At 66.9% G+C, this 25819-nt stretch carries 16 protein-coding genes and 3 rRNA genes; 7 read left to right on the plus strand and 12 right to left on the minus strand.

From position 1 onward, the window contains the following. Positions 1 to 309: 309 nt before the first annotated feature. The 3 genes from rrf to OHA77_RS11430 form a co-directional block, all read right to left on the minus strand. Positions 310 to 426: ribosomal RNA gene (gene rrf, locus OHA77_RS11420) — 5S ribosomal RNA — on the minus strand. 76 nt (positions 427 to 502) lie between these two features. Further along, a 23S ribosomal RNA gene (locus OHA77_RS11425) occupies positions 503 to 3631 on the minus strand. Positions 3632 to 4016: 385 nt separating this feature from the next. Next, positions 4017 to 5537 (minus strand): 16S ribosomal RNA (locus OHA77_RS11430). Together the 16S, 23S and 5S rRNA genes form the textbook arrangement of a ribosomal RNA operon. A gap of 535 nt (positions 5538 to 6072) precedes the next feature. Here OHA77_RS11430 and OHA77_RS11435 point away from each other — a divergent pair. Together OHA77_RS11435 and OHA77_RS11440 are read left to right on the plus strand one after the other, a co-directional pair. Next, positions 6073 to 7182 carry an AI-2E family transporter gene (locus OHA77_RS11435; RefSeq protein WP_406317955.1) on the plus strand — a complete coding sequence of 370 codons (1110 nt, stop codon included), beginning with the start codon at positions 6073 to 6075 and terminating at the stop codon, positions 7180 to 7182. A 203-nt stretch (positions 7183 to 7385) separates the two neighbouring features. Then, entirely contained in the window at positions 7386 to 8078 is a 693-nt protein-coding gene (locus OHA77_RS11440) for a helix-turn-helix domain-containing protein (protein WP_406317956.1), read from the plus strand. A 126-nt stretch (positions 8079 to 8204) separates the two neighbouring features. Here OHA77_RS11440 and OHA77_RS11445 read toward each other — a convergent pair whose 3' ends face one another. The 3 genes from OHA77_RS11445 to OHA77_RS11455 all read right to left on the minus strand — a co-directional run bounded on the left by OHA77_RS11445 (position 8205) and on the right by OHA77_RS11455 (position 11374). Then, on the minus strand, positions 8205 to 8969 hold the full coding sequence (locus OHA77_RS11445) for an arylamine N-acetyltransferase (protein WP_326820650.1): 765 nt from the start codon (positions 8967 to 8969) through the stop codon (positions 8205 to 8207). A 56-nt stretch (positions 8970 to 9025) separates the two neighbouring features. Then, the gene (locus OHA77_RS11450; RefSeq protein WP_406317958.1) at positions 9026 to 9868 is read right to left on the minus strand and encodes a PhzF family phenazine biosynthesis protein; all 843 of its coding nucleotides are present in this window, start codon (positions 9866 to 9868) and stop codon (positions 9026 to 9028) included. Positions 9869 to 9985: 117 nt separating this feature from the next. Next, positions 9986 to 11374 carry a hypothetical protein gene (locus OHA77_RS11455; RefSeq protein ID WP_406317959.1) on the minus strand — a complete coding sequence of 463 codons (1389 nt, stop codon included), beginning with the start codon at positions 11372 to 11374 and terminating at the stop codon, positions 9986 to 9988. Between the two features lie 125 nt (positions 11375 to 11499). Here OHA77_RS11455 and OHA77_RS11460 point away from each other — a divergent pair, with 125 nt between their 5' ends. Then, positions 11500 to 11751: a LapA family protein gene (locus OHA77_RS11460; RefSeq protein ID WP_326820647.1), complete on the plus strand. Its 252-nt coding sequence runs from the start codon at positions 11500 to 11502 to the stop codon at positions 11749 to 11751. On the opposite strand, the gene OHA77_RS11465 is transcribed toward OHA77_RS11460, so the two are convergent. After that, positions 11708 to 12907 (minus strand): nitrate/nitrite transporter, encoded by a 1200-nt coding sequence (locus OHA77_RS11465; protein WP_406317961.1) that lies wholly within the window; start codon positions 12905 to 12907, stop codon positions 11708 to 11710. The two genes, OHA77_RS11460 and OHA77_RS11465, sit on opposite strands and share 44 nt — an antisense overlap. A 50-nt stretch (positions 12908 to 12957) precedes the next feature. Here OHA77_RS11465 and OHA77_RS11470 point away from each other — a divergent pair, with 50 nt between their 5' ends. The 4 genes from OHA77_RS11470 to narI all read left to right on the plus strand — a co-directional run bounded on the left by OHA77_RS11470 (position 12958) and on the right by narI (position 19617). Next, positions 12958 to 16503, plus strand: a complete 3546-nt coding sequence (locus tag OHA77_RS11470; RefSeq protein ID WP_406317962.1) for a nitrate reductase subunit alpha — start codon at positions 12958 to 12960, stop codon at positions 16501 to 16503. A 91-nt stretch (positions 16504 to 16594) separates the two neighbouring features. Next, on the plus strand, positions 16595 to 18214 hold the full coding sequence (gene narH / locus OHA77_RS11475; RefSeq protein ID WP_406319813.1) for a nitrate reductase subunit beta: 1620 nt from the start codon (positions 16595 to 16597) through the stop codon (positions 18212 to 18214). Between the two features lie 49 nt (positions 18215 to 18263). Next, positions 18264 to 18842, plus strand: a complete 579-nt coding sequence (narJ, locus tag OHA77_RS11480) for a nitrate reductase molybdenum cofactor assembly chaperone (RefSeq protein WP_406317964.1) — start codon at positions 18264 to 18266, stop codon at positions 18840 to 18842. Between the two features lie 49 nt (positions 18843 to 18891). Continuing rightward, the gene (gene narI, locus OHA77_RS11485) at positions 18892 to 19617 is read left to right on the plus strand and encodes a respiratory nitrate reductase subunit gamma (protein WP_406317965.1); all 726 of its coding nucleotides are present in this window, start codon (positions 18892 to 18894) and stop codon (positions 19615 to 19617) included. A 345-nt stretch (positions 19618 to 19962) separates the two neighbouring features. On the opposite strand, the gene OHA77_RS11490 is transcribed toward narI, so the two are convergent. The 5 genes from OHA77_RS11490 to OHA77_RS11510 all read right to left on the minus strand — a co-directional run bounded on the left by OHA77_RS11490 (position 19963) and on the right by OHA77_RS11510 (position 25772). Continuing rightward, a complete protein-coding gene (locus tag OHA77_RS11490) occupies positions 19963 to 21513 on the minus strand; it encodes a cellulose binding domain-containing protein (protein WP_406317967.1) in 1551 nt (516 codons plus the stop codon). 23 nt (positions 21514 to 21536) lie between these two features. Further along, positions 21537 to 23048 carry a chitinase gene (locus OHA77_RS11495; RefSeq protein WP_406317969.1) on the minus strand — a complete coding sequence of 504 codons (1512 nt, stop codon included), beginning with the start codon at positions 23046 to 23048 and terminating at the stop codon, positions 21537 to 21539. Between the two features lie 929 nt (positions 23049 to 23977). Then, on the minus strand, positions 23978 to 24220 hold the full coding sequence (locus OHA77_RS11500; RefSeq protein ID WP_406317971.1) for a type II toxin-antitoxin system VapB family antitoxin: 243 nt from the start codon (positions 24218 to 24220) through the stop codon (positions 23978 to 23980). 176 nt (positions 24221 to 24396) lie between these two features. Then, positions 24397 to 25638 (minus strand): YeiH family protein, encoded by a 1242-nt coding sequence (locus tag OHA77_RS11505; protein ID WP_406317972.1) that lies wholly within the window; start codon positions 25636 to 25638, stop codon positions 24397 to 24399. Then, on the minus strand, positions 25638 to 25772 hold the full coding sequence (locus OHA77_RS11510; protein WP_406317974.1) for a hypothetical protein: 135 nt from the start codon (positions 25770 to 25772) through the stop codon (positions 25638 to 25640). The genes OHA77_RS11505 and OHA77_RS11510 overlap by 1 nt, the downstream gene beginning before the upstream one ends. Positions 25773 to 25819 lie beyond the last annotated feature (47 nt).

Raw genomic sequence — 25819 nt, forward strand, 5'->3', positions numbered from 1 at the left:
AGGAACGGCTTCTCAAGTTTCCCAGGACAGCAGAAAAGGCACTCCCGGGCAGGGGGATCCAGCAGGGGTTTCCAGCAGGGAGACCCATGGGAAAACAGGCCTGGGAAACGTGACCTGCCCGGGAACAGGCCCAAGCCGGGAAATGTGATCAGTCACGGGGAACGCGGCCGGCCCAAGAACAGGACCGGGAAACGTGACCTGCTCGGAAAACGGCCTAGGGAACGTGACCGGGCCGGGGGAAGGTGACCGGACCCGGGAAAACAGAAAAGGCCACCCCAACCGGGATGGCCTCAACTGCGACAAAAAATTGTCCGGCGGCGACCTACTCTCCCACACCGTCCCCGGTGCAGTACCATCGGCGCTGAAGAGCTTAACTTCCGGGTTCGGAATGTAACCGGGTGTTTCCCCTTCGCCATAACCGCCGTAACTCTATGAAACTGTCAAACACGAGAACGTGTCTGCTGTCTCAGAATTACATAGTGGACGCGAGCAAGAATGCTTTGTGGTCAAGTCCTCGGCCTATTAGTACCGGTCAGCTCCACACGTTACCGTGCTTCCACCTCCGGCCTATCAACCCAATCGTCTATTGGGAGCCTTACCCACTCTCGTGGTGGGAGACCTCATCTCAAGGCGAGCTTCCCGCTTAGATGCTTTCAGCGGTTATCCCTTCCGAACGTAGCCAACCAGCCGTGCTCCTGGCGGAACAACTGGCACACCAGAGGTTCGTCCGTCCCGGTCCTCTCGTACTAGGGACAGCTCCTTTCAAGTCTCCTGCGCGCGCAGCGGATAGGGACCGAACTGTCTCGCGACGTTCTAAACCCAGCTCGCGTACCGCTTTAATGGGCGAACAGCCCAACCCTTGGGACCTACTCCAGCCCCAGGATGCGACGAGCCGACATCGAGGTGCCAAACCATCCCGTCGATATGGACTCTTGGGGAAGATCAGCCTGTTATCCCCGGGGTACCTTTTAGCCGTTGAGCGACGGCGCTTCCACAAGCCACCGCCGGATCACTAGTCCCAGCTTTCGCTCCTGCTCGACCCGTCGGTCTCACAGTCAAGCTCCCTTGTGCACTTACACTCGACACCTGATTACCAACCAGGCTGAGGGAACCTTTGGGCGCCTCCGTTACTCTTTAGGAGGCAACCGCCCCAGTTAAACTACCCACCAGACACTGTCCCTGATCCGGATCACGGACCGAAGTTAGACGTTCAAAACGACCAGAGTGGTATTTCACCAATGACTCCACCACCACTAGCGTGACAGCTTCACCGTCTCCCACCTATCCTACACAAGACGTTCCAAACGCCAATGTCAAGCTATAGTGAAGGTCCCGGGGTCTTTCCGTCCTGCTGCGCGTAACGAGCATCTTTACTCGTAGTGCAATTTCGCCGGGTCTGCGGTTGAGACAGCGGGGAAGTCGTTACGCCATTCGTGCAGGTCGGAACTTACCCGACAAGGAATTTCGCTACCTTAGGATGGTTATAGTTACCACCGCCGTTTACTGGCGCTTAAGTTCTCAGCTTCGCCACACACGTGCGACTAACCGGTCCCCTTAACGTTCCAGCACCGGGCAGGCGTCAGTCCGTATACATCGTCTTACGACTTCGCACGGACCTGTGTTTTTAGTAAACAGTCGCTTCCCCCTGGCCTCTGCGACCCCCACCAGCTCACAGAGCAAGTCTGATCACCAGCGAAGGCCCCCCTTCTCCCGAAGTTACGGGGGCAATTTGCCGAGTTCCTTAACCACAGTTCACCCGATCGCCTTAGTATTCTCTACCTGACCACCTGAGTCGGTTTGGGGTACGGGCCGCCACGGCACTCACTAGAGGCTTTTCTCGGCAGCATAGGATCACCCACTTCGCCACAATCGGCTCGGCATCACGTCTCAGGCTCAATGTGCCGCGGATTTGCCTACGACACGCCCTACACGCTTACCCCAGGACTACCATCGCCTGGGCTGGACTACCTTCCTGCGTCACCCCATCGCTTACCTACTACCAGATCAGGCCAGGCGTTCACCCTCACCCCAAGCCCGAAGGCTTTAGGGGGGTTAAGGACCCTTAGTATCACTGGATTCAGTATTGGCGCACCATAGCGGGTACGGGAATATCAACCCGTTGTCCATCGACTACGCCTGTCGGCCTCGCCTTAGGTCCCGACTTACCCTGGGCGGATTAGCCTGGCCCAGGAACCCTTGGTCATCCGGCGCAGAAGTTTCTCACTTCTGATTCGCTACTCATGCCTGCATTCTCACTCGCACAGCCTCCACAACTAGATCACTCTGCTGCTTCGCCGGCTGCACGACGCTCCCCTACCCATCCACACACCTAGACAGACAAGCTGCCAAGCTAACGTGTGAATGCCACGACTTCGGCGGTGTACTTGAGCCCCGCTACATTGTCGGCGCGGAATCACTTGACCAGTGAGCTATTACGCACTCTTTCAAGGGTGGCTGCTTCTAAGCCAACCTCCTGGTTGTCACTGCGACTCCACATCCTTTCCCACTTAGCACACGCTTAGGGGCCTTAGTCGGTGGTCTGGGCTGTTTCCCTCTCGACTACGGAGCTTATCCCCCGCAGTCTCACTGCTACGCTCTCACTTACCGGCATTCGGAGTTTGGCTGACGTCAGTAACCTTGTCGGGCCCATTAGCCATCCAGTGCTCTACCTCCGGCAAGAAACACGTAACGCTGCACCTAAATGCATTTCGGGGAGAACCAGCTATCACGGAGTTTGATTGGCCTTTCACCCCTAAACACAGGTCATCCCCCAGGTTTTCAACCCTGGTGGGTTCGGTCCTCCACGCGGTCTTACCCGCGCTTCAACCTGCCCATGCCTAGATCACTCCGCTTCGGGTCTACAGCATGCGACTAACAACGCCCTATTCAGACTCGCTTTCGCTACGGCTACCCCACACGGGTTAACCTCGCCACACACCATAACTCGCAGGCTCATTCTTCAAAAGGCACGCAGTCACATCACAGACATCCGAAAACGTCTACGCTCCTACGGCTTGTAGGCACACGGTTTCAGGTACTATTTCACGACCCCTCACCGGGGCGCTTTTCACCTTTCCCTCACGGTACTTGTTCACTATCGGTCATCAGGGAGTATTTAGGCTTACCAGGTGGTCCTGGCAGATTCACACAGGATTTCTCGGGCCCCGTGCTACTTGGGATCCCCTCAAACAGTCGACAAGATTTCGCCTACCCGGCTCTCACGGTCTACGGCGCAACTTCCCAGAAACTTCGACTATCCCATCGATTTCTCACTGTCTACAGTCTCGGCAGAAACCATCAGAGGGTCCCACAACCCCGCACACGCAACGCCTGCCGGCTATCACACGCATACGGTTTAGCCTCTTCCGCTTTCGCTCACCACTACTCACGGAATCACTAATTTGTTTTCTCTTCCTACGGGTACTGAGATGTTTCACTTCCCCGCGTTACCACCAACCGCCCTATACATTCAGGCGGAGGCAACACCACATGACTGGTGCTAGGTTTCCCCATTCGGACATCCCCGGATCAAAGTCAGGTTGGCGACTCCCCGGGGCTTAACGCAGCCTCCCACGTCCTTCATCGGCTCCTGATGCCAAGGCATCCACCGTGTGCCCTAAAAAACTTGGCCACAAAGATGCTCGCGTCCACTATGCAAATCTCAAACAACAAACAGCAACCACACCCACCCCACCACCAACACCCACCAAAGGCGAGCTGGTATGACAGGAGGCTGGTCCCGCACGAGGTCAAACAGACAGCAAGCCCGCCACAGCGGGCCCACCAATGTCCGTTTCCTCAGGACCCAACAGTGTGTCCGAACCCATCCGCGCCCCCCAGCCGGCGTTCCCACTCCCGTCCCCCGCGAAGGGTTCAGGCGGTACCAACCGACCCGGGCAGACCCAGATCATCCGATTAACCAGTGCTCCACTAATGAGCGCGCCGAGCGTGAGACATTCGCCCACGGACACGGCTGGACCACGAACCACCAGGTGGCCGCAGTCGATGCTCCTTAGAAAGGAGGTGATCCAGCCGCACCTTCCGGTACGGCTACCTTGTTACGACTTCGTCCCAATCGCCAGCCCCACCTTCGACCGCTCCCCCCAGCAAGCTGGTTGGGCCACGGGCTTCGGGTGTTGCCGACTTTCGTGACGTGACGGGCGGTGTGTACAAGGCCCGGGAACGTATTCACCGCAGCGTTGCTGATCTGCGATTACTAGCGACTCCGACTTCATGGGGTCGAGTTGCAGACCCCAATCCGAACTGAGACCGGCTTTTTGGGATTCGCTCCACCTTACGGTATCGCAGCCCTCTGTACCGGCCATTGTAGCATGTTTGCAGCCCAAGACATAAGGGGCATGATGACTTGACGTCATCCCCACCTTCCTCCGAGTTGACCCCGGCAGTCTCCAATGAGTCCCCACCACCCCGAAGAGCGTGCTGGCAACATTGAACAAGGGTTGCGCTCGTTGCGGGACTTAACCCAACATCTCACGACACGAGCTGACGACAGCCATGCACCACCTGTCACCCGATCCGAAGAGGCACCCATCTCTGAGTGTTTCCGGGCGATGTCAAGCCTTGGTAAGGTTCTTCGCGTTGCGTCGAATTAAGCAACATGCTCCGCCGCTTGTGCGGGCCCCCGTCAATTCCTTTGAGTTTTAGCCTTGCGGCCGTACTCCCCAGGCGGGGCGCTTAATGCGTTAGCTACGGCGCGGAAACCGTGGAAGGTCCCCACACCTAGCGCCCAACGTTTACAGCGTGGACTACCAGGGTATCTAATCCTGTTCGCTCCCCACGCTTTCGCTCCTCAGCGTCAGGTAAGGCCCAGAGAACCGCCTTCGCCACCGGTGTTCCTCCTGATATCTGCGCATTTCACCGCTACACCAGGAATTCCGTTCTCCCCTACCTACCTCTAGCCAGCCCGTATCGAATGCAGACCTGGAGTTAAGCCCCAAGCTTTCACACCCGACGTGACAAGCCACCTACGAGCTCTTTACGCCCAATAATTCCGGACAACGCTTGCGCCCTACGTATTACCGCGGCTGCTGGCACGTAGTTAGCCGGCGCTTCTTCTGCAGGTACACGTCAACTTCGTCCCTGCTGAAAGAGGTTTACAACCCGAAGGCCGTCATCCCCCACGCGGCGTCGCTGCGTCAGGCTTTCGCCCATTGCGCAATATTCCCCACTGCTGCCTCCCGTAGGAGTCTGGGCCGTGTCTCAGTCCCAGTGTGGCCGGTCGCCCTCTCAGGCCGGCTACCCGTCGTCGCCTTGGTAGGCCGTTACCCCACCAACAAGCTGATAGGCCGCGAGTCCATCCCCAACCGAAAAACTTTCCACCACCATCCCATGCGAGAAGTGGTCGTATCCGGTATTAGACCCAGTTTCCCGGGCTTATCCCAGAGTCAGGGGCAGGTTACTCACGTGTTACTCACCCGTTCGCCGCTCGAGTACCCCGAAGGGCCTTTCCGCTCGACTTGCATGTGTTAAGCACGCCGCCAGCGTTCGTCCTGAGCCAGGATCAAACTCTCCAAACAATGTTTGAGAAGTTCTCCCGGCTGAAAGCACCCGGCACCGAATGCCGGATGTTCAACCAAAGGAATCCGTCCTCCCACCAGAAGATGGGTGGGACGGGAGTTGTGCTTCATGCACTGGCTTTTAACACACTGTTGAGTTCTCAAGAAACGGACGCGTTCTCCGTCGCCGTGATCATGCGATCCGGCTTCAGGGCGTTCCATTCCGTGTCTCCATCCTAGCAGATCCGCCCGGTTCGTGTCAACTTGTCGCTTTCGCTGGAGTCGATCCGAACCCGCCGGATCCGTGAGGATCTCGACCTGCCCCGTTTCCGGAGCAACCCTTCTAACTTACTCCAACATCCGACTGTTGTCCAATCGAATCCTGCCAGGGACACACGTGTCCCAGTCAGGGGAAATGATCAGAAGGGGTTTCCGAGGTCTTAGCGATCTCCGCCACCCCCTCGGGCCTGTGAACTCTATGTACGCCGCCACCTTCCGTCAAATCGATGGCAGCGCCGAGAAGACGTGTTCCTCTCCGGGTGGGTAGGGATCCCGCATGACGGAGCAAAGGCTGGTACCTCGGGCCCTCATCGTGCTGCTCTGCACCGCCGGCGCCGTGGTCACGCTGTCCGGTCTCATGGCCGTCGGGTCGATCGCCGGACCGGTGCTGCTGGCTCTGGTGCTCGTGCTGGCGGTCTCCCCCCTACGGACGTGGCTCGACAAACGGAACGCGCCCGGATGGACCCTGGTCGCGGCACCGCTGGCTCTCGTGCTGCTCATGCTGTTCGGCATTGTGGCGATCCTGACCATCGCGGTCGCGCAGACGGCCAAGCTCGCCTCGACCTACGGTCCGCAGTTCAACCGGCTCCTCACCGAGGCACAGAACCTGGCGGCGAAGCTCGGCCTCGGCACCGATCAGGTGAACCAGGCGATCAAGTCGTTCGATCTGGGAAAGATCTTCACGTTCGTCCAGGGGTTCGCGAGCGGGTTGCTCGGCGTTTTCTCCAGCCTGGTTCTCATCGTGATCCTGTTGCTGGCCATGTGCCTGGACGCGCAGTCCTTCTCACGGATCCTCGCCCTGGGGGCCGCGCACCGGCCCGAACTCGTCCGGGCGCTCAACGAGTTCGCCCACAGAACCCGGCGCTACCTCGTCGTCTCGACCGTGTTCGGACTCATCTGCGCCGTCCTGGACATGGTCGCCCTCTTCCTGCTCGACGTGCCGCTCCCGCTGCTCTGGGGTGTGCTGGCGCTGATCACCAACTACATCCCCAACCTGGGCTTCGTCATCGGGCTGGTCCCTCCCGCTCTGCTCGGCCTGCTGGCGGGCGGTCCCAAGACCATGCTCTTTGTGATCGTCTCCTACCTGCTGATCAACTTCGTGATCCAGTCGCTGATCCAGCCGAAGTTCCTCGGTGACGCCGTGGGACTGTCCACGACCATGACGTTGCTGTCACTCCTCATGTGGGCGTTCGTGCTCGGCCCGCTGGGCGCGCTGCTCGCCATCCCCCTCAGCCTGCTGGTCCGCGCGCTGCTGATCGACAGTGATCCCAACGGTGGATGGGCTGCGGCTCTCATCTCGGGAGTGCCCCCCTCCGGTCCTTCCGACGGCTCTCTCACCGGTGCGCCTGAGTCGCCGAAGGCGGCCCCTCGGAGGAAGCGGCCATGACCGTCCCGGCTCTGGCCGGGACGGCTTCCTTCACCTCGCCGGAAGACGGCCGTGCATGACGGCTGGGTCTCCGCCGGCACTGCCGGATCACGGGCCCGCGGCTCCTACGGCACGGCGGCCCGGGATCTTCAGGTCCCGACCCGATCCGGACCAGGTCGGCGGCCGTGCCACGGCCGCACCGGCGCCGACCGTAACCTGGGGGCATGTACCGCGAGTGGGCCCCGGATCCGGCGATCGCCGGACGGGTGATCTGTCTCTGGACGGTGACCGCGACCTCGTCGGTGACGAAGCTGGTGGTCCCCGACGGCTCGGCCGATCTGATCTGGGCTCCGGAGGGTCCGCAGGTCGCCGGGCCGGACACCGGGCCGAAGGCCGTCGAGATGGCTCCCGGTGACCGCTATCTGGGGATCCGGTTCCGGCCGGGCGCGGTGGGCGACGCGCTCGGCGTACCGATTGACGCCCTGCGTGACCTGCGGGTGCCGCTGACCGAGCTGGGCGTACCGACGGAGCTGACGAAGCTGGCAGACCTGCCGGAGCCGACGGCGGAGACCATGCAGCAGGCCCTGGCCGTACGGCTCCGCACGACGCCCGGCCCCGACCCGGCCGCGCCGGCGATCGCGGCGGCGTTGCGGGCCGGTAGGAGCGTCGGAGAGGTCGCCTGGGAGCTCGGGCTCAGTGAGCGGCAGCTCCACCGGAGATCGCTGCGGGCCTTCGGGTACGGGCCCAAGACGCTTCAGCGGGTGATCCGCCTCCAGCGGGCGTTGCGGCTGGCCCGGCGAGGAAGAGCACTGGCCGAGGTCGCGGTGGCCAGCGGCTATGCCGACCAGGCGCACATGGCCAACGAGGTCAGGCGACTGACCGGGGTGTCCATGAGGCGGCTCGTGAACCGGCCGTAGGCGTACGGGGTTCCCGGCCGCCCGGCGGGCGTGCAACGACGTGACAGGGTGAGGCGTGCATCCGGGCGTCCCCGACCGGCGGATGTACCGGACAGGCATCCCCGATGCCCGTGGTCCTTCGCCGCCTCATCCCTCCGTCCGGACGGAGACCGTGGGCAGCCGGGTCAGCTCGATGCCGAAGAGATCACGGTAGGCGGCGAACGTCTCGGCGTCGGTGCTCAGACGCTCTTCCCTCCGCTCGCCCGCCGAGGTGTGGACGAGCAGCCTGTCACTCAGGGTCACGCGCCCCGTCTCGGTGAGGAGCGAGCAGACGAGGGACCGGGTGAAGTGCGACAACGGTGAGGTCTGGTGCCACCAGCAGGTCGGCACGTAGTCGGCCAGGACGCGGGGCCGCTGTTCGAGACGGTATTCGAGCACACCGTCCTTGAGCACGTCGAGGTCGCCGTCGGCGGTCTCGACGACGCGGAAGACCCCGCCCGGGTCGGGTTGGTCGGTGCGCAGGTCGAGGCGGAGTGGGAAGTGGCTGAACGTTCCGAACCCGACGTCGACGAGCCACGGCTCGGGGGCGTCCACCCGGAGGGCGAGGTGATCGAAGGGAACCCCCACGGAGCCGCCGCTGGAGGGCCGGGCGGAGAGCATGGTCACCTGGTATCCCAGCGAGCGGAGCAGCGCGGCGAAGGCGCCGTTGACCTCGTAGCAGAAGCCGCCCCGCCGCCTGCCGACGATCTTCTCGACGAGCGCCTGGTCGTCGAGCACGACGGGTTCGCCGAGGTGGATGCTCAGGTTCTCGAACGGGACCGTCAGCAGATGGCGCAGCTGCAGTTCACGGAGCGACTCCGCGTCGGGGGTGAGGGGGCGGTCGGCGCCGATCCGTTTGAGGTATGCGTCCATGACCTGATTAACCCATGCCGCGGACCGGCCGTGCCACCTGCGCTCGGGCCCGAGGCCTATATGACGACGGCCCCGCCGCTCACCCTGGTACGCCCATCGGCCTCGGCGATCGAGACCTTGAGTTCGCTGGGCTGTCCCATGTCGACGCCCTGGATGATCGTGAACTCGTCCGAGCCGGTCCCCAGCGTCCGGAGGTAACCGCCGAAGGCGGCGGCCGCGGCACCGGTCGCCGGGTCCTCGACGATGCCGCCGACCGGGAACGGGTTGCGGGAGTGGAAGCGCCGATCGCTCTCCTGCCAGAACAGGTTCACCGTCGTCCAGCCCTCGCGTGCCATGATCGAGCGCAGGCCGTCGAAGTCGTAGTCAAGGTCGGTGAGCCGTTCTCGGGAGGCCGCGGCAAGCATGAGGTGCTCGTTCCCGCCGAAAGCGACGTGCGGCGGGAACGCCCTGTCCAGGTCGTCGCGGGACCAGCCGAGCGCGGCGAGCGTCTCGTCCAGCACCGGCTCGTCCACCGGCCTGGAACGCGTGGGCACGCTGGTGAGCGTGGCCCGCAGCGTGTCCCCGTCGACGAAGGTGTCCACGGCGATCTCACCCGCTTCGGTGTCGAACACCACCCGCCCGACTCCGATCCGCTCGGCCAGGGCCACCGCGGTGGCGATCGTGGCGTGTCCGCAGAACGCCACCTCGGCCGAAGGGGCGAAATAGCGGACCTGGAAGATGCGGCTCTCGTCATCGCGGGCGGTGATGAACGCGGTCTCGGAGTAGCCGACCTCGGCGGCGATGGCGCGCATCTCGGCGCCGGAGAGGCCCGAGGCGTCGAGGACGACGCCGGCGGGGTTGCCGCCCTTGGGATCGTGAGCGAAAGCGGTGTAGCGCAGAATTTCCACGTTGTTCGTCACATTTCCCAACCTAGCGAGCGTGCTGCTGCCCGGTCCCTCCGGTGGCCGCCCGACCTCCCTCGTGGAAGTCCCGACGGTCGTCGGGGAAGCGCCCCGGCGTCCGTCACGGAGAGGAGGTCAGGCGGGCGCGGGGACGGGGCCCGGAGAGAGCGGCTCCAGCGGTTCGGCGGGAGCCTTGGAGACGCGACGGCCCCAGGGCATGGCCAGGGCGAGGATCGGCAGGAGCACGACGGAGCACTGGGCCCAGACGGAGTGCAGCTCCCACCAGGTTTTGCTGTCGAACTGGGTCATGTAGAGGTAGCCGTATCCGGCCCAGAGGGAGACGCCGATGATGGCGGGCCAGGCGAACCGGGTGGGCCGGGCGACCAGGAACGGCATGAACCACAGCAGGTACTGCGCGCCGAGACGGGGGGTGACGACCATGAAGGCGAGCAGCAGCGCCGTGGTGACGTCCACCGGGTCGGCGCGGCGCCACAGGATGGCCACCACGACCATCGTGACGTAGATCAGCCGGGTGCCGAAGGTGGCTATTCCGGCGTCGAGCGTCCAGTCGCCGCCGACCAGGATCGCGCTGTAGCCCCATTCGCCGACGATCGGGCGGATGTCCTGGATCACCCGGATGACCTCGGGAAGCTGGCTCAGCGAGGTGCCGGCGAAGATCGGCAGGGTGGCGAGGAAGAAGACCGGGGCGACGCCGGTGGCGACGAAGGCGACGACCCGGGCGCGGACGGTCGGCAGCAGCAGGAGCATGCCGGGGATCAGCCAGATCGGCCAGCTCTTGGCGCACAGGGCAAGCCCCATCAGCAGGCCGGCGAGGAGCGCCCGGCGCAGGTCCGGCTTCTCGCCGGGGTGCGGGGCGAGCGCCCGGCGCACCGCATCCGGCGCCGCCGACAGGGCGTGCCGTACGGCGCCGCCGAAGCCGAGGGCCGAGACGCTCTGCCGCGCCAGCGTGATCGGGTCGTTGACGAGGCCCGGCCGGTCGGCGGCTCCGGGGCCGCGGGCGACCACGAACGCCGCGACGCCGAAGACCAGCGCGACCGGCTCGACCTGGCCGTGCACGGAGGCGACGAGGATGGCCAGCGGGTTGCAGGCGTACTGGAAGGCGCGCAGCGAGGCTCTGGGGCCGCCGGCGAGCTTGCCGACCAGCGGGATCAGCGCGATGTCGGCCACCACGGTGACCAGCCGGCCGCCGATCTCCCACGGGATGCCCAGCCAGAGCAGCAGGCCGTACACGTAGGGGATGGTCGGCAGGAAGTGCCAGCCGCCGTTGCTGCCGAGCACGGGGTCCCGGTGGTTCAGGATCGCCTCGCCGGCGGGCTTGAAGCTGTTGACGAAGTCGACCGGCTGCCAGGTGTCGATCGCCGAGGTCGCCATGATGAGCACCCGGAAACCGATTCCGACCGCGAGGATGGCGAGAAGCGACGGCCGCCAGCCCTTCCACTGCGCGAGGACGGCGAGCACGACACCTGAGACGAGGACGAGCCCCGTGAGAATTGCGTAGTCCATGACGGTTACCAGACTGCCGGAACGCGTGACCGACCACCTACCTGGCCGCCAAAACGAGACCAGCCTCTCAGCTTTTGTAGCTTAGAGTAGGTGGTCGGTCGCATTTTGCAGCAATGGGGGTGCTCGTGGCGAGAACACCGGTGGGCGAGCCCGGGGGGTTCGGCAGGCGGCTCGCCGCGCTGCCGCCACGGGTGTGGGTCGCCCTGGTGCTGGCCGTGCTCGGCGCGATCTTCATCGCGCAGAACCGCGTCCCCGTCCGGATCCAGTGGCTGACGTTCACCGTGACCTCGCCGCTCTGGATCGCCCTGCTGGCTGTGGCACTGGTCGGCGTGGTCATCGGAGTGCTGCTCCGCCGCCGGTCGGCGAAGCGGAGGTGAACGCCCCGCGGGTGTAGAGCAGCGCGGCCAGCGCCGTCGCGGCGAGCAGGACGTAGCCGATCACGTAGGCCCCGGTGGTGGCGTAGACGACGCCCATGACCAATGGCGGGAAGTAACCGCCCAGCCCACCGGCCGCACCCACCAGGCCGGTCACGGTGCCCACTCTGGACGGCTCGACGAGCCTGGCGACCAGGGCGAACACACCGCCGGTGCCGAGGCCGAGGAAGACGGCCATCAACACGGAGCAGATTCCGGCGGGGATCTCCGGCGGCGGTGTGAAGGCCAGCGCCATCGCCATGATCGCGGTCCCTGCGAACGAGACCAGCAGCACCCTGATCGGGCCGGTCCGGTCGGAGAGCACCCCGCCCAGCGGGCGGGCGGCGACCGCGGCGAGCGAGAAGCCCGCGGTCCGCAGCCCGGCGCCGGTCTGCGTGAAGCCGTAGACGTTCTGCAGCAGGGTGGGCAGGTAGGTGGAGAACGCGACGAACCCGCCGAAGGCGACGGCGTAGAGGAACGCGCACTGCCAGGTGGCCCTGATCCTCGTGGCCTCGCCCATGCGGGGCAGCGCCGGACCGGTGGACGGTCTCCAGGCGGGCGAGTCGCGGCTGAACAGCAGCATGACGATGCCCATCACCGCCAGGAGCGCGGCTATCAGCACGTGGGTCTGCGTCCGGCCGACGGATTCGACCAGGCGGGGGGTGAGGAACGCCGACAGCGCCGTGCCTCCCATGCCGGCGCCGAAGACGCCGGTGGCGAAGCCGCGGCGGGCGGGGTCGTACCAGGCGTTGACGAAGGGGATGCCCACCGCGAACGAGGTGCCTCCGACGCCGAGCAGGAAGCCCCACAGCAGCAGCCATCCGTAGGGCTCCACCCAGCCCACGAAAAGGACGGGCACGATCGTGGTGAAGCAGATGACCGCGAACATCAGCCGCCCGCCGAACCGGTCGGCGAGCACGCCGACCGGGATGCGGCCGAGGGAGCCGACCAGCACCGGGATCGCGACCAGCATGGACGTCTGGGTCGGTGACAGGCCGAGCTGCCTGCTGTAGCTGCCCGCGAGCGGACCGATCAGGTTCCACGCCCAGAAGGTGATCGCGAAGGCGGTTGTGGCGAGAACCAGGTTGGCCGTCTGTCCTTTACGGAGTTCATCCGACATATATGCCATCCAGAGCCTTAAATATTAACTTAATGTGATGAACTGAACACATGGCGTCCGATGTCGAGAATCTACTCCTCAAGACGGGCCGGTTCTTCAGGCGGGCACCGGCGAACGACGATCCGCGCACGCTGTACCTGACCGGGGGCCGGGAGGGCGACTCCTTCTATCGGGACCGCTGGAGCCACGACAAGGTGGTCCGCTCGACACACGGGGTGAACTGCACCGGCTCGTGCTCCTGGAAGGTCTACGTCAAGGACGGGATCATCACCTGGGAGACCCAGCAGACCGACTACCCGAGCGTGGGCCCGGACCGTCCCGAGTACGAACCGCGCGGCTGTCCCCGGGGGGCCGCCTTCTCCTGGTACACCTACTCCCCCACCCGGATCCGCTATCCCTACGCGCGCGGGGTGCTGGTGGAGATGTACCGCGCGGCCCGGCGCGGCGGCCTCGACCCGGTCGCCGCCTGGGCGGAGATCACCACCGATCCCGTCAGACGGCGGGAGTACCAGGGCGCCCGCGGCAGGGGCGGGCTGGTCAGGATCGGCTGGCCCGAGGCGGTCGAGATGATCGCCGCCGCGCACGTGCACACGATCAAGGCCTACGGCCCCGACCGGGTGGCCGGTTTCTCCCCGATTCCCGCCATGTCGATGGTCTCCCACGCGGTCGGCTCGCGGTTCGTCTCGCTGATCGGCGGGACCATGCTGTCGTTCTACGACTGGTACGCCGACCTGCCCGTCGCCTCCCCCCAGGTCTTCGGCGACCAGACCGACGTGCCCGAGTCCGCCGACTGGTGGGACGCCGCCTACCTGGTCCTGTGGGGCGCGAACGTCCCGGTCACCAGGACCCCGGACGCGCACTACATGGCCGAGGCCCGTTACCGGGGCCAGAAGGTCGTCGTGGTCTCGCCCGACTACAACGACGCGGCGAAGTTCGCCGACGAGTGGCTCGCGATCCGGCCGGGCACCGACGGCGCGCTGGCCATGGCGATGGGCCACGTGCTGCTGAGGGAGTTCTTCGTCGAGCGGCAGGTGCCGTACTTCACCGGCTACGTCAAGCGCTTCACCGACCTCCCCTTCCTGGTACGGCTGCGCGAGCGCGACGGCGTCCACGTGCCGGACAAGTTCCTCACCTCGGCTGATCTGGGCGACACCGGCGAGGGCGCTCAGTGGAAGACGGTCCTGATGGGCGCCGACGGCGAGCCGTCGGTGCCCAACGGCTCGCTCGGCTTCCGCTGGACCGACTCCGGTGTGGGCCGCTGGAACCTCCGGCAGGACACCGACCCGCTGCTGACCCTGTACGGCGGTCAGGCGGTCGCGGTCGACCTGCCGCGCTTCGACGGCGGAGCGGGCAGCGTGCGCCGGGGCGTGCCGGTGCGGCGGGTGGGCGAGCACCTGGTGACCACGGTCTTCGACCTGATGCTCGCCCAGTACGGCGTGGCCAGGGACGGCCTGCCCGGGACGTGGCCGGGCGGCTACGACGACCCGGCCGAGCCGTACACCCCCGCCTGGCAGGAGGCGATCACCTCGGTCCCGGCGGACAGGGCGGTGCGGATCGCCCGGGAGATGGCGGAGACGGCCGCCAAGACGCAGGGCCGCTTCATGATCGTGCTGGGTGCGGGAACCACCCAGTGGTTCCACGGCGACACGATCTACCGGGCCTTCCTGTCGCTGCTGCTGCTCACCGGCTGCCAGGGCGTCAACGGCGGCGGCTGGGCGCACTACGTCGGCCAGGAGAAGTGCCGGCCGCTGAGCGGCTGGGCGCAGCTGGCGGGCGGGCTCGACTGGTCCCGGCCGCCGAGGCAGACACCGGGCACGCCGTACTGGTACCTGCACACCGACCAGTGGCGCTACGACCGGTTCGACGCAGGAGAGCTCTGCTCCCCGCTGGGACCGGGAAAGTTCAACGGGCTGCACACGGCCGATCTGGTGGCGCAGGCGGTGCGCAACGGCTGGATGCCGATGGCGCCCGCCTTCGACCGCAACCCGCTGGAGCTGGGCGAGGCCGCGGACCCGGTGGAGTTCACCCGCCGGGAGCTGCGGGAGGGCCGGCTGCGGTTCGCCGCCGAGGACCCCGACGATCCGCGCAACTGGCCGCGGGTGCTCACGGTGTGGCGCTCCAACCTGCTCGGCTCCTCGGCCAAGGGCAACGAGTACTTCCTGCATCACCTGCTGGGCGCGGACTCCAACCTGCCGGAGCCCGATCCGGCCGCCCCGCGCGGCAAGCTGGACCTATTGCTCTCGCTGGACTTCCGGATGACCTCCACGACGCTGTTCTCCGACATCGTGCTGCCCGCCGCGACCTGGTACGAGAAGCACGATCTGTCCTCCACCGACATGCACCCGTTCGTGCACGCCTTCAACCCGGCGATCACCTCGCCCTGGGAGACGAAGACCGACTTCGACGCCTTCCACGCCATCGCGGCCCGGTTCTCGGAGCTGGCCGCCGAGCACCTGGGGGTGCGCCGGGACGTGGTGGTCTCGACCCCCCAGCACGACACGCCGGGAGAGACCGCGCAGCCCGGCGGCCGGGCGCCGGACGGACCGGTCGTGCCCGACCTGGTCGTGGTGGAGCGTGACTACGGGGCGATCGCCGCAAAGATGGCCTCTCTCGGCCCGCTCGCCGAGAAACTCGGGCTGCCGGCCAAGGGAGTGGTGTTCCGGCCCGACGAGGAGGTGGCCTGGCTCGGCCAGAGCAACGGGCTGGCCCATGAGGGGATCGGCCGGGGACGGCCGCTGCTGAACACCGGGGCGAGGGCGTGCGAGGCGATCCTGGCACTGTCGGGCGTCAGCAACGGGCGGCTGGCCGTACAGGGCTTCGCCCAGCTGTCCGAGCGCACCGGAACCGATCTGTCGGGGCTGACGCACGAGGACCATCGGATCGTGTTCTCCGACACCCAGGCCAGGCCGGTCCATGTGGCCTCCAGCCCGGAGTGGTCGGGCAAGGAGGCGCACAACCGCCGCTACTCGCCCTTCACCATCAACGTCGAACACGACAAGCCCTGGCACACGCTCACCGGGCGCATGCACTTCTTCCTCGACCACGACTGGATGCATGAGTACGGCGAGGCGCTGCCGGTCTACCGCCCGCCGCTGGACATCGCGGCGCTGTACGGCGAGGACGGGCCGGTGCAGGGCGGCATCGTGGTCCGCTACCTCACCCCGCACTCCAAGTGGTCGATCCACTCCGAGTACCAGGACAACCTGATCATGCTGACCCTCTCGCGGGGCGGCCCGACCGTCTGGATGTCGGTCGAGGACGCCTCGGCGATCGGGGTGGCCGACAACGACTGGGTCGAGGCGGTCAACCGCAACGGGGTGGTCGTGGCCAGGGCGATCGTGTCGCACCGGATGCCCGCCGGGACGGTGTACGTCTACCACGCGCAGGACCGGGTGGTGGACGTGCCGCTCTCGGAGCGGACGGGCCGCCGCGGCGGCATCCACAACTCGCTGACCCGGGTGCTGATCAAGCCGACCCACATGATCGGCGCGTACGGGCAGCTCTCGTACGCCTTCAACTATCTCGGCCCCACCGGCAACCAGCGCGACGAGATCACGATCATCCGCCGCCGCTCCCAGGAGGTGCGTTACCGGTGACAGGAACGGACCGGCGCGGTGAGCGCGGCGGTCGGCCGGGCCTCGGGGCCACCCGCACGGCAGACGAGGAGATGAGCGAGCAGTGAGAGTCATGGCCCAGATCGCCATGGTGATGAACCTGGACAAGTGCATCGGCTGCCACACCTGTTCCGTGACCTGCAAGCAGACATGGACCAACCGGAGCGGTGTGGAGTACGTCTGGTTCAACAACGTCGAGACCCGGCCCGGGCTGGGATACCCGCGCCGCTACCAGGACCAGGAGAAGTGGCGGGGCGGCTGGGAGCTCGACCGCAAGGGGCGGCTGACGCTCAAATCCGGCGGGCGGCTGCGCAGGCTGCTGAGCATCTTCGCCAACCCGATCATGCCGTCCATCCAGGACTACTACGAGCCCTGGACCTACGACTACGAGAACCTCACCTCGGCGCCGCTGTCGGAGCACGTCCCGGTGGCCCCGCCGCGTTCACTGATCAGCAACCGGCCGATGGCCGTGCGGTGGGGCGCGAACTGGGACGACGACCTCGGCGGCGGCCCCGCACTGGCCGCCCGCGACCCGGTGGTGGAGAAGATCGGCGACCGGGTGCGGCTCGACTTCGAGAACGCCTTCATGTTCTACCTCCCCCGGATCTGCGAGCACTGCCTCAATCCGGCGTGCGTCGCGGCATGCCCCTCCGGGGCGATGTACAAGCGGTCGGAGGACGGGATCGTCCTGGTGGACCAGGACCGGTGCCGGGGCTGGCGGATGTGCGTCACCGGATGCCCGTACAAGAAGGTCTACTTCAACCATCGGACCGGCAAGGCCGAGAAGTGCACGCTCTGCTACCCCCGGGTGGAGGTCGGGCTGCCGACGGTCTGCTCGGAGACGTGCGTGGGGCGGCTGCGCTACCTCGGGGTGCTCCTCTACGACGCCGACCGGGTCACCGAGGCCGCCTCGGTGCCCCGCGACCAGGACCTGTACGAGGCGCAGCTGTCACTGTTCCTCGACCCCGGCGATCCGGAGGTGGCCGAGGCGGCGAGGCGGTCGGGCATCCCCGACGACTGGCTGGCGGCGGCCCTCCGGTCACCGATCCACGACCTGATCGTCAAATACCGGATCGCGCTGCCGCTGCATCCGGAGTACCGGACGATGCCGATGGTCTGGTACGTGCCGCCGCTGTCGCCCGTGGTCGACGCGCTGGCCGGGAGCGGGCACGACGGGGAGGACGCCGGCAACCTGTTCGGCGCCATCGAGACCCTGCGCATCCCGGTGGAGTATCTGGCCGAGCTCTTCACCGCCGGGGACCCGGCACCGGTGACGGCCTCGCTGCGGCGGCTGGCCGCGATGCGCGCCCACATGCGCAGGATCAACCTCGGCGAGGAGCCCGACCCGTCGATCGGCGCGCGCGCCGGACTGACCGGCGACGACATCGACGGCATGTACCGGCTGCTGGCACTGGCCAGATACGAGGACCGCTATGTGATCCCGACGGCCTACGCCACCCAGCCCGGGGCGGTCGAGGAGATCGGCTGCAGCCTCGACTACGACGGCGGCCCCGGCATGACGGGCCCGTTCGGCGAGGCCTCCGGGCAGCCGGTGCCGGTGTCGATCGAGAGCTTCCACTCGCTCAAGCAGCGCCAGACGAGTGAGGAGGTCACCCATGATCGCGTCAACCTCCTCAACTGGGACGGGAAGGGCGTCCCCAAGGGCATGTTCCCCAGGAAGGGCACCCGTTGACTTCCTCCCCATGGCTGAAGCCCGGGGTCTCCACACTCAAGGAGATTCGATGAGCGACCATCCCGACGGCCCTGAGACAGCCCGCGTGGTGTGGCAGGCCGCCGCACACCTGCTCGGCTACCCGGAGGGGGACTTCTGGGCGCGGCTGCCGCTGGTCCGCGCGGCGGCGGGCACCCGTTTCGGACCGTTCCTGGACCACCTCGCGCGGACGGACCGCGGTGAGCTGGCCGCGCAGTACGTGGAGACCTTCGACTTCAGGCGCCGGTGCTGCCTCTACCTGACCTACTACACCGACGGGGACACCCGGCGGCGGGGCGAGTCGCTGGCCGGGCTGAAGACCCGCTACCGGGCCGGCGGGTGGGAGCTGTGCGAGGACGAACTGCCCGACTACCTGCCGGTGATCCTGGAATTCGCCGCGCTCGACCCGGGTGGGGCCGAGATCCTGCGGGAGAACCGGGCCGGGCTGGAACTGCTGCGGCTGGCGCTGCACGAGTGCGCCTCGCCGTACGGGTCGGTGATCGACACTGTGTGCGCCGCGCTCCCGCCGATCAGCGGGGCCGAGCGGGCGGCGGTGGCCCGGCTGGCCGGCCAGGGGCCGCCGGCGGAGTCCGTGGGGGTCTACGGGTGAGCGGATCCATGGGGCGGCCGCGGATGAGCGAGCCGGTGAGGGGGCGCGGGTGAGCTGGGCCGAGATCGCCCTCTGGGTGGTCACGCCGTACCTGACGTTGGTGATCCTGGTCGGCGGGCTGCTCTGGCGGCACCACTACGACAGATTCGGCTGGACCACCCGATCCTCGGAGCTGTACGAGAGCCGGCTGCTGCGGATCGGCAGCCCGCTGTTCCACTTCGGACTGCTGTTCGTGATCTTCGGCCATTTGTTCGGGCTGGTGATCCCGGAGAGCTGGACGGACGCGATCGGGATGAGCGAGACGGTCTACCACGCGATCGCACTGATCGTGGGAGGCGTCGCGGGGGTGTGCACACTCGCCGGGATCGCCCTGCTGATCTACCGCCGCCGCACCACCGGCCCGGTCTTCATGGCCACCACGAAGAACGACAAGCTGATGTACGTCGTGCTGGTCGCCGCGCTCCTCGCCGGGCTCATGACCACGCTGCTCAGCTCCGCGTTCCAGTCCCACGACTACCGTCAGACGGTCTCTCCGTGGTTCCGTGGGATCTTCGTCCTGCAACCCGACAGCGCGGCCATGGTCCGCGCCCCGTGGACCTTCAAGCTGCACACGCTGGTCGGCATGCTACTGATCATGCTGTTCCCCTTCACCCGCCTGGTGCACGCCTTCTCCGCGCCGGTGGGCTACCTGTTCCGCCCCTACGTCGTCTACCGCAGCCGCGCCGCGACCGGCCGCCAGGCCGTACGCGCCCCTCGTCCGGGGTGGGACCGATGACCGCGGCGGGCACGGCACGGCCGCATCGCCGGCAGCCGGGTCCGGTGGACGGTGACCTCGCCGCCGGGGGTCCGTCTCCCCCGGCGGCGAGGGGTTTCAGCCCAGGCCGTCGAGACAGGCCCGGCGGCCGCGGGAGAAGGCGAAGGAGCCGTACCTGTCCCGGTTGACCGACCAGGCCATCAGGCCCCGCAGGTTCGGGTGGACGCCACGCGGCCGGTACGGCCCGCAGTCGCCGCGAGTTTCCTGAGGTTCGATCGAAGGTTCATGGCCTGCCCTGTGCGGCTGAGTAGGGGTGTCACCGTGGGTACGGCCCGCACCACGGGGGCGGGGTGCGGGCCGTACCGGCTAGAAGCCCGCGGTGATCCGGGTGAACTCCCAGTCGGCCTGGGCGATGCCGCTGCAGCTCTCCTGGACGCCGCCGCCTGGGCAGGGGCGGTCGCGGTTGACGGACCAGAACGCGAAGCGGGTCAGGCCCTTGGACTTGGCCCAGTCGCGGATCTGGGTCCACTGGGCCGGGGAGGTCTGCTCCTGCTGGTCGGACAGGCCGTTCATGCCGGAGATGCCCGAGCGGGCGTAGGCCTGCGCGTCGGTCCAGCCGTTGGCCGACTTCAGTGCGTTCTTCAGGCCTTCGGCCGCGTTGACCGTGCTCTGGTACATGTTCGCGCCGCCGCCGAAGTCGAACGGCATGATCGTGTAGTTGTCGATCGGCACGCCCAGCGCCTTGGCCTGGTTGATCAGGCGGATGCCGGGGGCGGTCGGGCCGGTGGTCGAGGTGCCGAAGGTGACGACGACCTTGACGTTCGGGTTGTTCGCCTTGACGATCTTCAGGCCGTTGAGGATCCGGTCCTGGACGGTGTAGTTCTCGAACTCGTCGGTGTTCTCGATGTCGAAGTCGACCACCGCCGGGCCGACGGCGTTGATGACCTGCTGCACGGCGCCGGCGAAGGCCGCCGGGGTGGAGCAGTTCGGACCGAGCTTGTTGCCCTGCCAGCCGCCGAAGGAGATCTGCACGCTGCCGCCCGCGGCCTTGATCTGGTTGATCGCCGCTTGGTCGGTACCGCCGGTGAGCGGGCGCTGCCCGTCCCACGCCGGGTTGCAGCCGCCGCTGGACAGGATGAACGCCATGGTGAACGACTTGACTCCGGTGGCGCTCATGACCGTGGCCGGGCTGGGCGGGTTACCCCAGCCGGTATAGAGGTATGGCGCACCGGCCATCTTGCCGCCCGGGTCGGGGTTGGTGCACCCGGTGGTGGTGGCGCTGCCCGAACTGCCGGCCGACTCACCGGCGGAGTTGTACGCCTTGACCGTGTAGGTGTGCGTCTGGCAGGTGCCCAGACCGGAGATCGTGGCGCCGGTCCCGGTGACGGTGGTCTTCAGGGTCGTGCCCTCGTAGACGCGGTAACCGGTGACCGTGCCGCTCGACGCGCCCCAGGACAGGCTGATCGAGGAGTTGGTCGCGGTGGCGCTCACCGCGCCGGGGGTGCCCGGGGCGCCGGGATTGCCGGTCCCCCCGCCGCAGGGACTGCCGTTGAGCGTGCAGTTGGCCGGGGTGACACCACCCGGACTGCCGTTGAAACCGAAACTCGCCGACGCACCCGGAGCCAGCGTGCCGTTCCACCCGACATTGGTGAAAGTGAAACGCTGCCCGCTCCGACTCAGCGAAGCGTCCCAGAAGGAACCGACCGACGCACCCGACGGCAGATCGAACGCCACCGACCAGCCGTTGACCGTGGTCGTACCGCCATTGGTGATCGTGTACTTGCCCTCGAAACCACTGCCCCAGTCGGAGACCTTGGTGAAGACGGCGGTGGGAGACGCCGCGGCCTGGGCGGGCGCCGCGACCGCCATCAGGCCGAGTGCGGCCAGGACCGCGACTGCTGTTCGACGAAATCTCATCGTTTTCCTCTGTTCGGGGGGTGTCAGGGCAGGGTGGCGAGGTGCGGTTTGACGGTCTTGGAGAAGTTCCAGTTGTTCGAGGCGTCCCAGTTGACGGACCAGGTCATCGCGCCGCGGATCCCGGGGTAGGCATGCGGCGGCACGAAGCTGCCGCAGCCGGTCCGGGTGGCCAGGCAGGTCAGTGCCTGGTTCACCAGCCCGGGGGCGACGACTCCGCCGCCGGCCGCGCCGGGTCCGGCCGGCAGACCGAGCGACACCTGGTCGGGGCGGAGGCCGTTCTCCAGCTGGATGCAGGCCAGCGCGGTCATGAAGTTGACCGTGCCCTGCCCGTAGGCGGCCATCTGGTCGCAGCCGAGCATCGAACCGGAGTTGTAGAACTGGGTGTGGACGACGGTGAGGATGTCCTTGATGTTCAGCGCGAGCTTGAAGTACTCCGCGCCGGTGGACTGCATGTCGATGGTCTGCGGAGCCATTGTGATGATCAGCCCTGTGCCTGCCTTGGCGCGCAGCGCCCGCAGCGCCTGGCCCATGTAGGTGGCGTTGAGGCCGTTCTCCAGGTCGATGTCCACGCCGTCGAAGCCGTAGCTCTGCATCAGGGCGTATACGGTGTCGGCGAATTTCGTCGCGGCGGCGGCGCCGGACACCTGCACGCGACCGAGTTCGCCGCCGACCGAGAGGATGACCTTCTTGCCGCGTGAGTGGAGCGTCTGCACGTCGGCCTTGAACTGGGCGTCGGTGTAGCCACCGAGGGAGGACGACAGACCGGGGTCGACGCTGAAGACGACCTCGCCGGGGGTGGCGGTGGACTCGCCGAAGGCCACCGCGACCAGGTCGTACTCGTTGGGGACCGCCGACAGCTTGAGCTCGACGGCGGGGTTGTCGAAGTTGTGCCAGTAGCCGGTGAGGAAGTGCTTGGGCAACGGGCTGACGGGACAGCCGGTGGTGGTGGCGCTGCCCGAACTGCCGGCCGACTCACCGACGGAGTTGTACGCCTTGACCGTGTAGGTGTGGGTCTCGCAGGTGCCCAGACCGGAGATCGTGGCGCCGGTCCCGGTGACAGTGGTCTTCAGGGTCGTGCCCTCGTAGACCCGGTAACCGGTGACCGTGCCGCTCGACGCGCCCCAGGACAGCGCGACACTGTTCGCACCGCCCGTCGCCGACACCGCGCCGGGGGTGCCCGGGGCGCCGGGATTGCCGGTGCCGCCCCCGCAGGGACTGCCGTTGAGCGTGCAGTTGGCCGGGGTGACACCACCCGGACTGCCGTTGAAACCGAAACTCGCCGACGCACCCGGAGCCAGCGTGCCGTTCCACCCGACATTGGTGAAAGTGAAACGCTGCCCGCTCCGACTCAGCGAAGCGTCCCAGAAGGAACCGACCGACGCACCCGACGGCAGATCGAACGCCACCGACCAGCCGTTGACCGTGGTCGTACCGCCATTGGTGATCGTGTACTTGCCCTCGAAACCACTGCCCCAGTCGGAGACCTTGGTGAAGACGGCGGAGGCCGAAGCGGCCTGGGCAGGGAGTGCGACCATCGCCAGGACGAGAGCCGCCAAGGCGACAAGTGATCGAGAGATGACGCGAAACTTCACGTTAACCTCATGAATTCGGTGGGGGGTGACCGTACGGCTCACGCCTTTCGGGGGGTGCTCCCCGGCGAGGACGAGGAGGCGAGGAGCGAGCCGTACGGCGTGCGGGGGGGTGGCCCCGGACCTGCGGGGACGGACCGGGGTGGGGTAGGCCCTTCGCCGGCGCGGTGGTGGGAGTGCCGCCGTCGCCAGTTCTCTCATGGCCTGTCGTCTCGCGGCATTCCGGGCTCAGACGGCCGATCGTCCCGCTGGTGGACCCGTGGCCGTCGAAGGTTCGCGGTGGGCCGGTGCGGTCATGGAGGAGGACGGCCTGTGCACCGGACAGCGGCGTCGTCGATCACCTGCGCGGCCCGGCCTTCCTGTCCGGGGGGCTCCACGTCGGCTCTGCCGGACGCGGGCGGTTCACCACGAAGGCTTGCTGGGATTGTCAGGATCAGCAAAGGAAAGGCGCGCCGCATGGTCGCTCCCATGAATGGGGGACTCGGGGGGTATGAGGCGTCCGGACGGTCGGACCTTCACGCGGGGACGGCTGCCGCCGTCGAGTTTCCGCAGCATGACATCTCATCGGCCGGTGGAGATCGGGCCACGGCTCCTCCTCTTGGGGAGATTTCTTTTAGGAAAGTTTCCTAAGAGTTGCCGCGATCGTAGCCTTGACAGAAGTGCTTCACAAGGCCCAAAAACTCCAGGTTTCAACAACCCAGCCAGGCACGTTCCAATCACTTCACGCGACGACCGCATGCCTCAAGGAACGGCCCCACCCACCGGCCCGTCCGAACCCGATGGCCGCCGACGGCGTGATCACCGGCTTCGGCTCCGTTGTGAAACCCGTCGTCCCGCCGGTGCGCGTAGACCAGGATGTTCGTTGTCAGCGGCGATCACAGGCGATCTCCGTAGGCCGGCGACCGGGTGTCCTCCCGTGACGCGTCCTGGGCCTGCGGCTGCAGGCCATGGCCGCCCACGGTCGCGTCGGGCAGCCGGTAACCCTCCCTCTGCGCCCGTCGCGCGAGCACGGAGCGCAGCCCTTCCTCGACCAGCGACCGCAACGTCGTCCCCTCGGCCCGAGCCACCTGACGGGCCTCCCTCAGGAGTCCATCGGGAATGTCCACGGTCGTCTTCATGCTGCCCGCCATACCCATGGAGCGATATCCCCCTATGCCTTTACTCTTTGAACATGATTCGATACCGAGAGTAATAGAATTCGGCGGGCGCTCCTTCGCCTTTCGGCGGTGCTCGCCGGCCTCATGGGGCATCCGACCGCGGGCCCGGCACGGTACGCCGTGCCGGGCCCCGGGCCTCATGTGACGTGGAAGCCGCTGAACAGCAGGAGGGCCAGTCCGAGGGCGACGACCACGTTGACCACGGTCGCGGCGGCGAAGACTCCGACCGGGCGCCAGCCCGCCTCCCGGAGCGAGGCCACCCGGAACTCCAGGCCGATGCTGACGAAGGCCAGGATCAGGAACCAGACCCGCAGGTCGTTGACCACTCCGATGACCGCCTTGCCGTCGGCGGCGCTCACCGTGGACAGCCACCAGGTGGCGATCACGGAGGCCGCGACGAAGCCGAGCACGAACTTCGGGAAGCGGCGCCAGAATTCGCCGATCCCCGGGCGCGCCGCGTCCGCGCGGCGCTCGATCCGGAAGGCGAAGTAGGCGGTCAGCGCGATGGTCACGATGCCGATCAGGGCGTTCTGGGTGACCTTCACGATGCTCGCCACCGCCAGCGCGTCGTCCCCGACGATGGCGCCGGCGGCGGTCACCGCGGCGGTGGTGTCGATGTTGCCGCCGATCCACGCCCCGGCCACCTCGGGGCTGAACCCGAACGCGCCGGCCAGCCAGGGCAGGATGAAGATGGACGGCAGCGCGAACGCGATCACCAGGCTGGCGCTGTAGGCGAGTTGCTCGCGCCTGGCCTGTACGGCGCCCGCCGCCGCGATGGCCGCGCTCACCCCGCAGATCGACACCGCGGCCGACAGCAGCGCACGGAGTTTGTCGTCCAGGCCGAACCGGCCGCCGAGCCACCAGGTGAACAGGAACACCGTGGTGATCAGCACGATCGCCTGGATGATCGCCGGGCCCGCCGCCGTCACGATCACCTTGAGATTGATCGAGGCGCCCAGCAGGACCAGGCCCGTCTTGATGAAGAACTCGGTGCGGAAGCCCGCGGCGAGGCGGTCACGCAGCCCGCTCGCGGTGAGGAGGGCGTTACCCGCCAGCCCCAGGATGATCGCGTACACCGGATACTCGACGGCCGCGCCGATGTCCTCCAGCGCGGTGCCCTCAAGCAGACCGGGCACGTTCTTGTCCAGGTAGCGGGTGCCCGCGCCCAGCAGCAGGACGACGAGGACACCGAGCAGCGCCCATCCCGGCCCGCCGCCGGAGGCGTCCGTGGGACCGGCGGGTGTGCGGACTGTCGCTTCTCCGGGACCGCCAGATGTGTGCGCTGTCGCGTCTCCGGGACCGGCGGGTGTGCGGACCGTCGCGTCCCCGGGGCCGGTGGGCGTCTCGACCGGGGCGTCCCGGTGGCCCTCGGTGCTCATCAGGGCACCAGCCCGACGGGGATGACACCGGTGAGCACCAGCGCCAGCAGCACGAGGCCGACGATCGTGGCCGCCCAGTCCTCGTTGATCGCCGTCCGGCCTTCGGTTCCGCCGGGGGAATCCTTCTCGCTCATCTCACGACCTCATCCATCGTCCTGCGATACGCCCCCAAGCGATTACA

The sequence above is a fragment of the Streptosporangium sp. NBC_01639 genome, from assembly GCF_045209755.1.
GTDB lineage: Bacteria > Actinomycetota > Actinomycetes > Streptosporangiales > Streptosporangiaceae > Streptosporangium.

Coding starts and splice junctions, on each gene's coding strand:
- OHA77_RS11490 (WP_406317967.1), bottom strand. CDS start 21,513: ATGAGATTTCGTCGAACAGCAGTCGCGGTCCTGGCCGCACTCGGCCTG.
- OHA77_RS11510 (WP_406317974.1), bottom strand. CDS start 25,772: ATGAGCGAGAAGGATTCCCCCGGCGGAACCGAAGGCCGGACGGCGATC.
- OHA77_RS11455 (WP_406317959.1), bottom strand. CDS start 11,374: ATGGACTACGCAATTCTCACGGGGCTCGTCCTCGTCTCAGGTGTCGTG.
- OHA77_RS11500 (WP_406317971.1), bottom strand. CDS start 24,220: ATGAAGACGACCGTGGACATTCCCGATGGACTCCTGAGGGAGGCCCGT.
- OHA77_RS11445 (WP_326820650.1), bottom strand. CDS start 8,969: ATGGACGCATACCTCAAACGGATCGGCGCCGACCGCCCCCTCACCCCC.
- OHA77_RS11495 (WP_406317969.1), bottom strand. CDS start 23,048: ATGGTCGCACTCCCTGCCCAGGCCGCTTCGGCCTCCGCCGTCTTCACC.
- OHA77_RS11435 (WP_406317955.1), top strand. CDS start 6,073: ATGACGGAGCAAAGGCTGGTACCTCGGGCCCTCATCGTGCTGCTCTGC.
- narJ (WP_406317964.1), top strand. CDS start 18,264: ATGAGCGACCATCCCGACGGCCCTGAGACAGCCCGCGTGGTGTGGCAG.
- OHA77_RS11465 (WP_406317961.1), bottom strand. CDS start 12,907: ATGTCGGATGAACTCCGTAAAGGACAGACGGCCAACCTGGTTCTCGCC.
- OHA77_RS11440 (WP_406317956.1), top strand. CDS start 7,386: ATGTACCGCGAGTGGGCCCCGGATCCGGCGATCGCCGGACGGGTGATC.
- OHA77_RS11505 (WP_406317972.1), bottom strand. CDS start 25,638: ATGAGCACCGAGGGCCACCGGGACGCCCCGGTCGAGACGCCCACCGGC.
- OHA77_RS11470 (WP_406317962.1), top strand. CDS start 12,958: ATGGCGTCCGATGTCGAGAATCTACTCCTCAAGACGGGCCGGTTCTTC.
- narH (WP_406319813.1), top strand. CDS start 16,595: ATGGCCCAGATCGCCATGGTGATGAACCTGGACAAGTGCATCGGCTGC.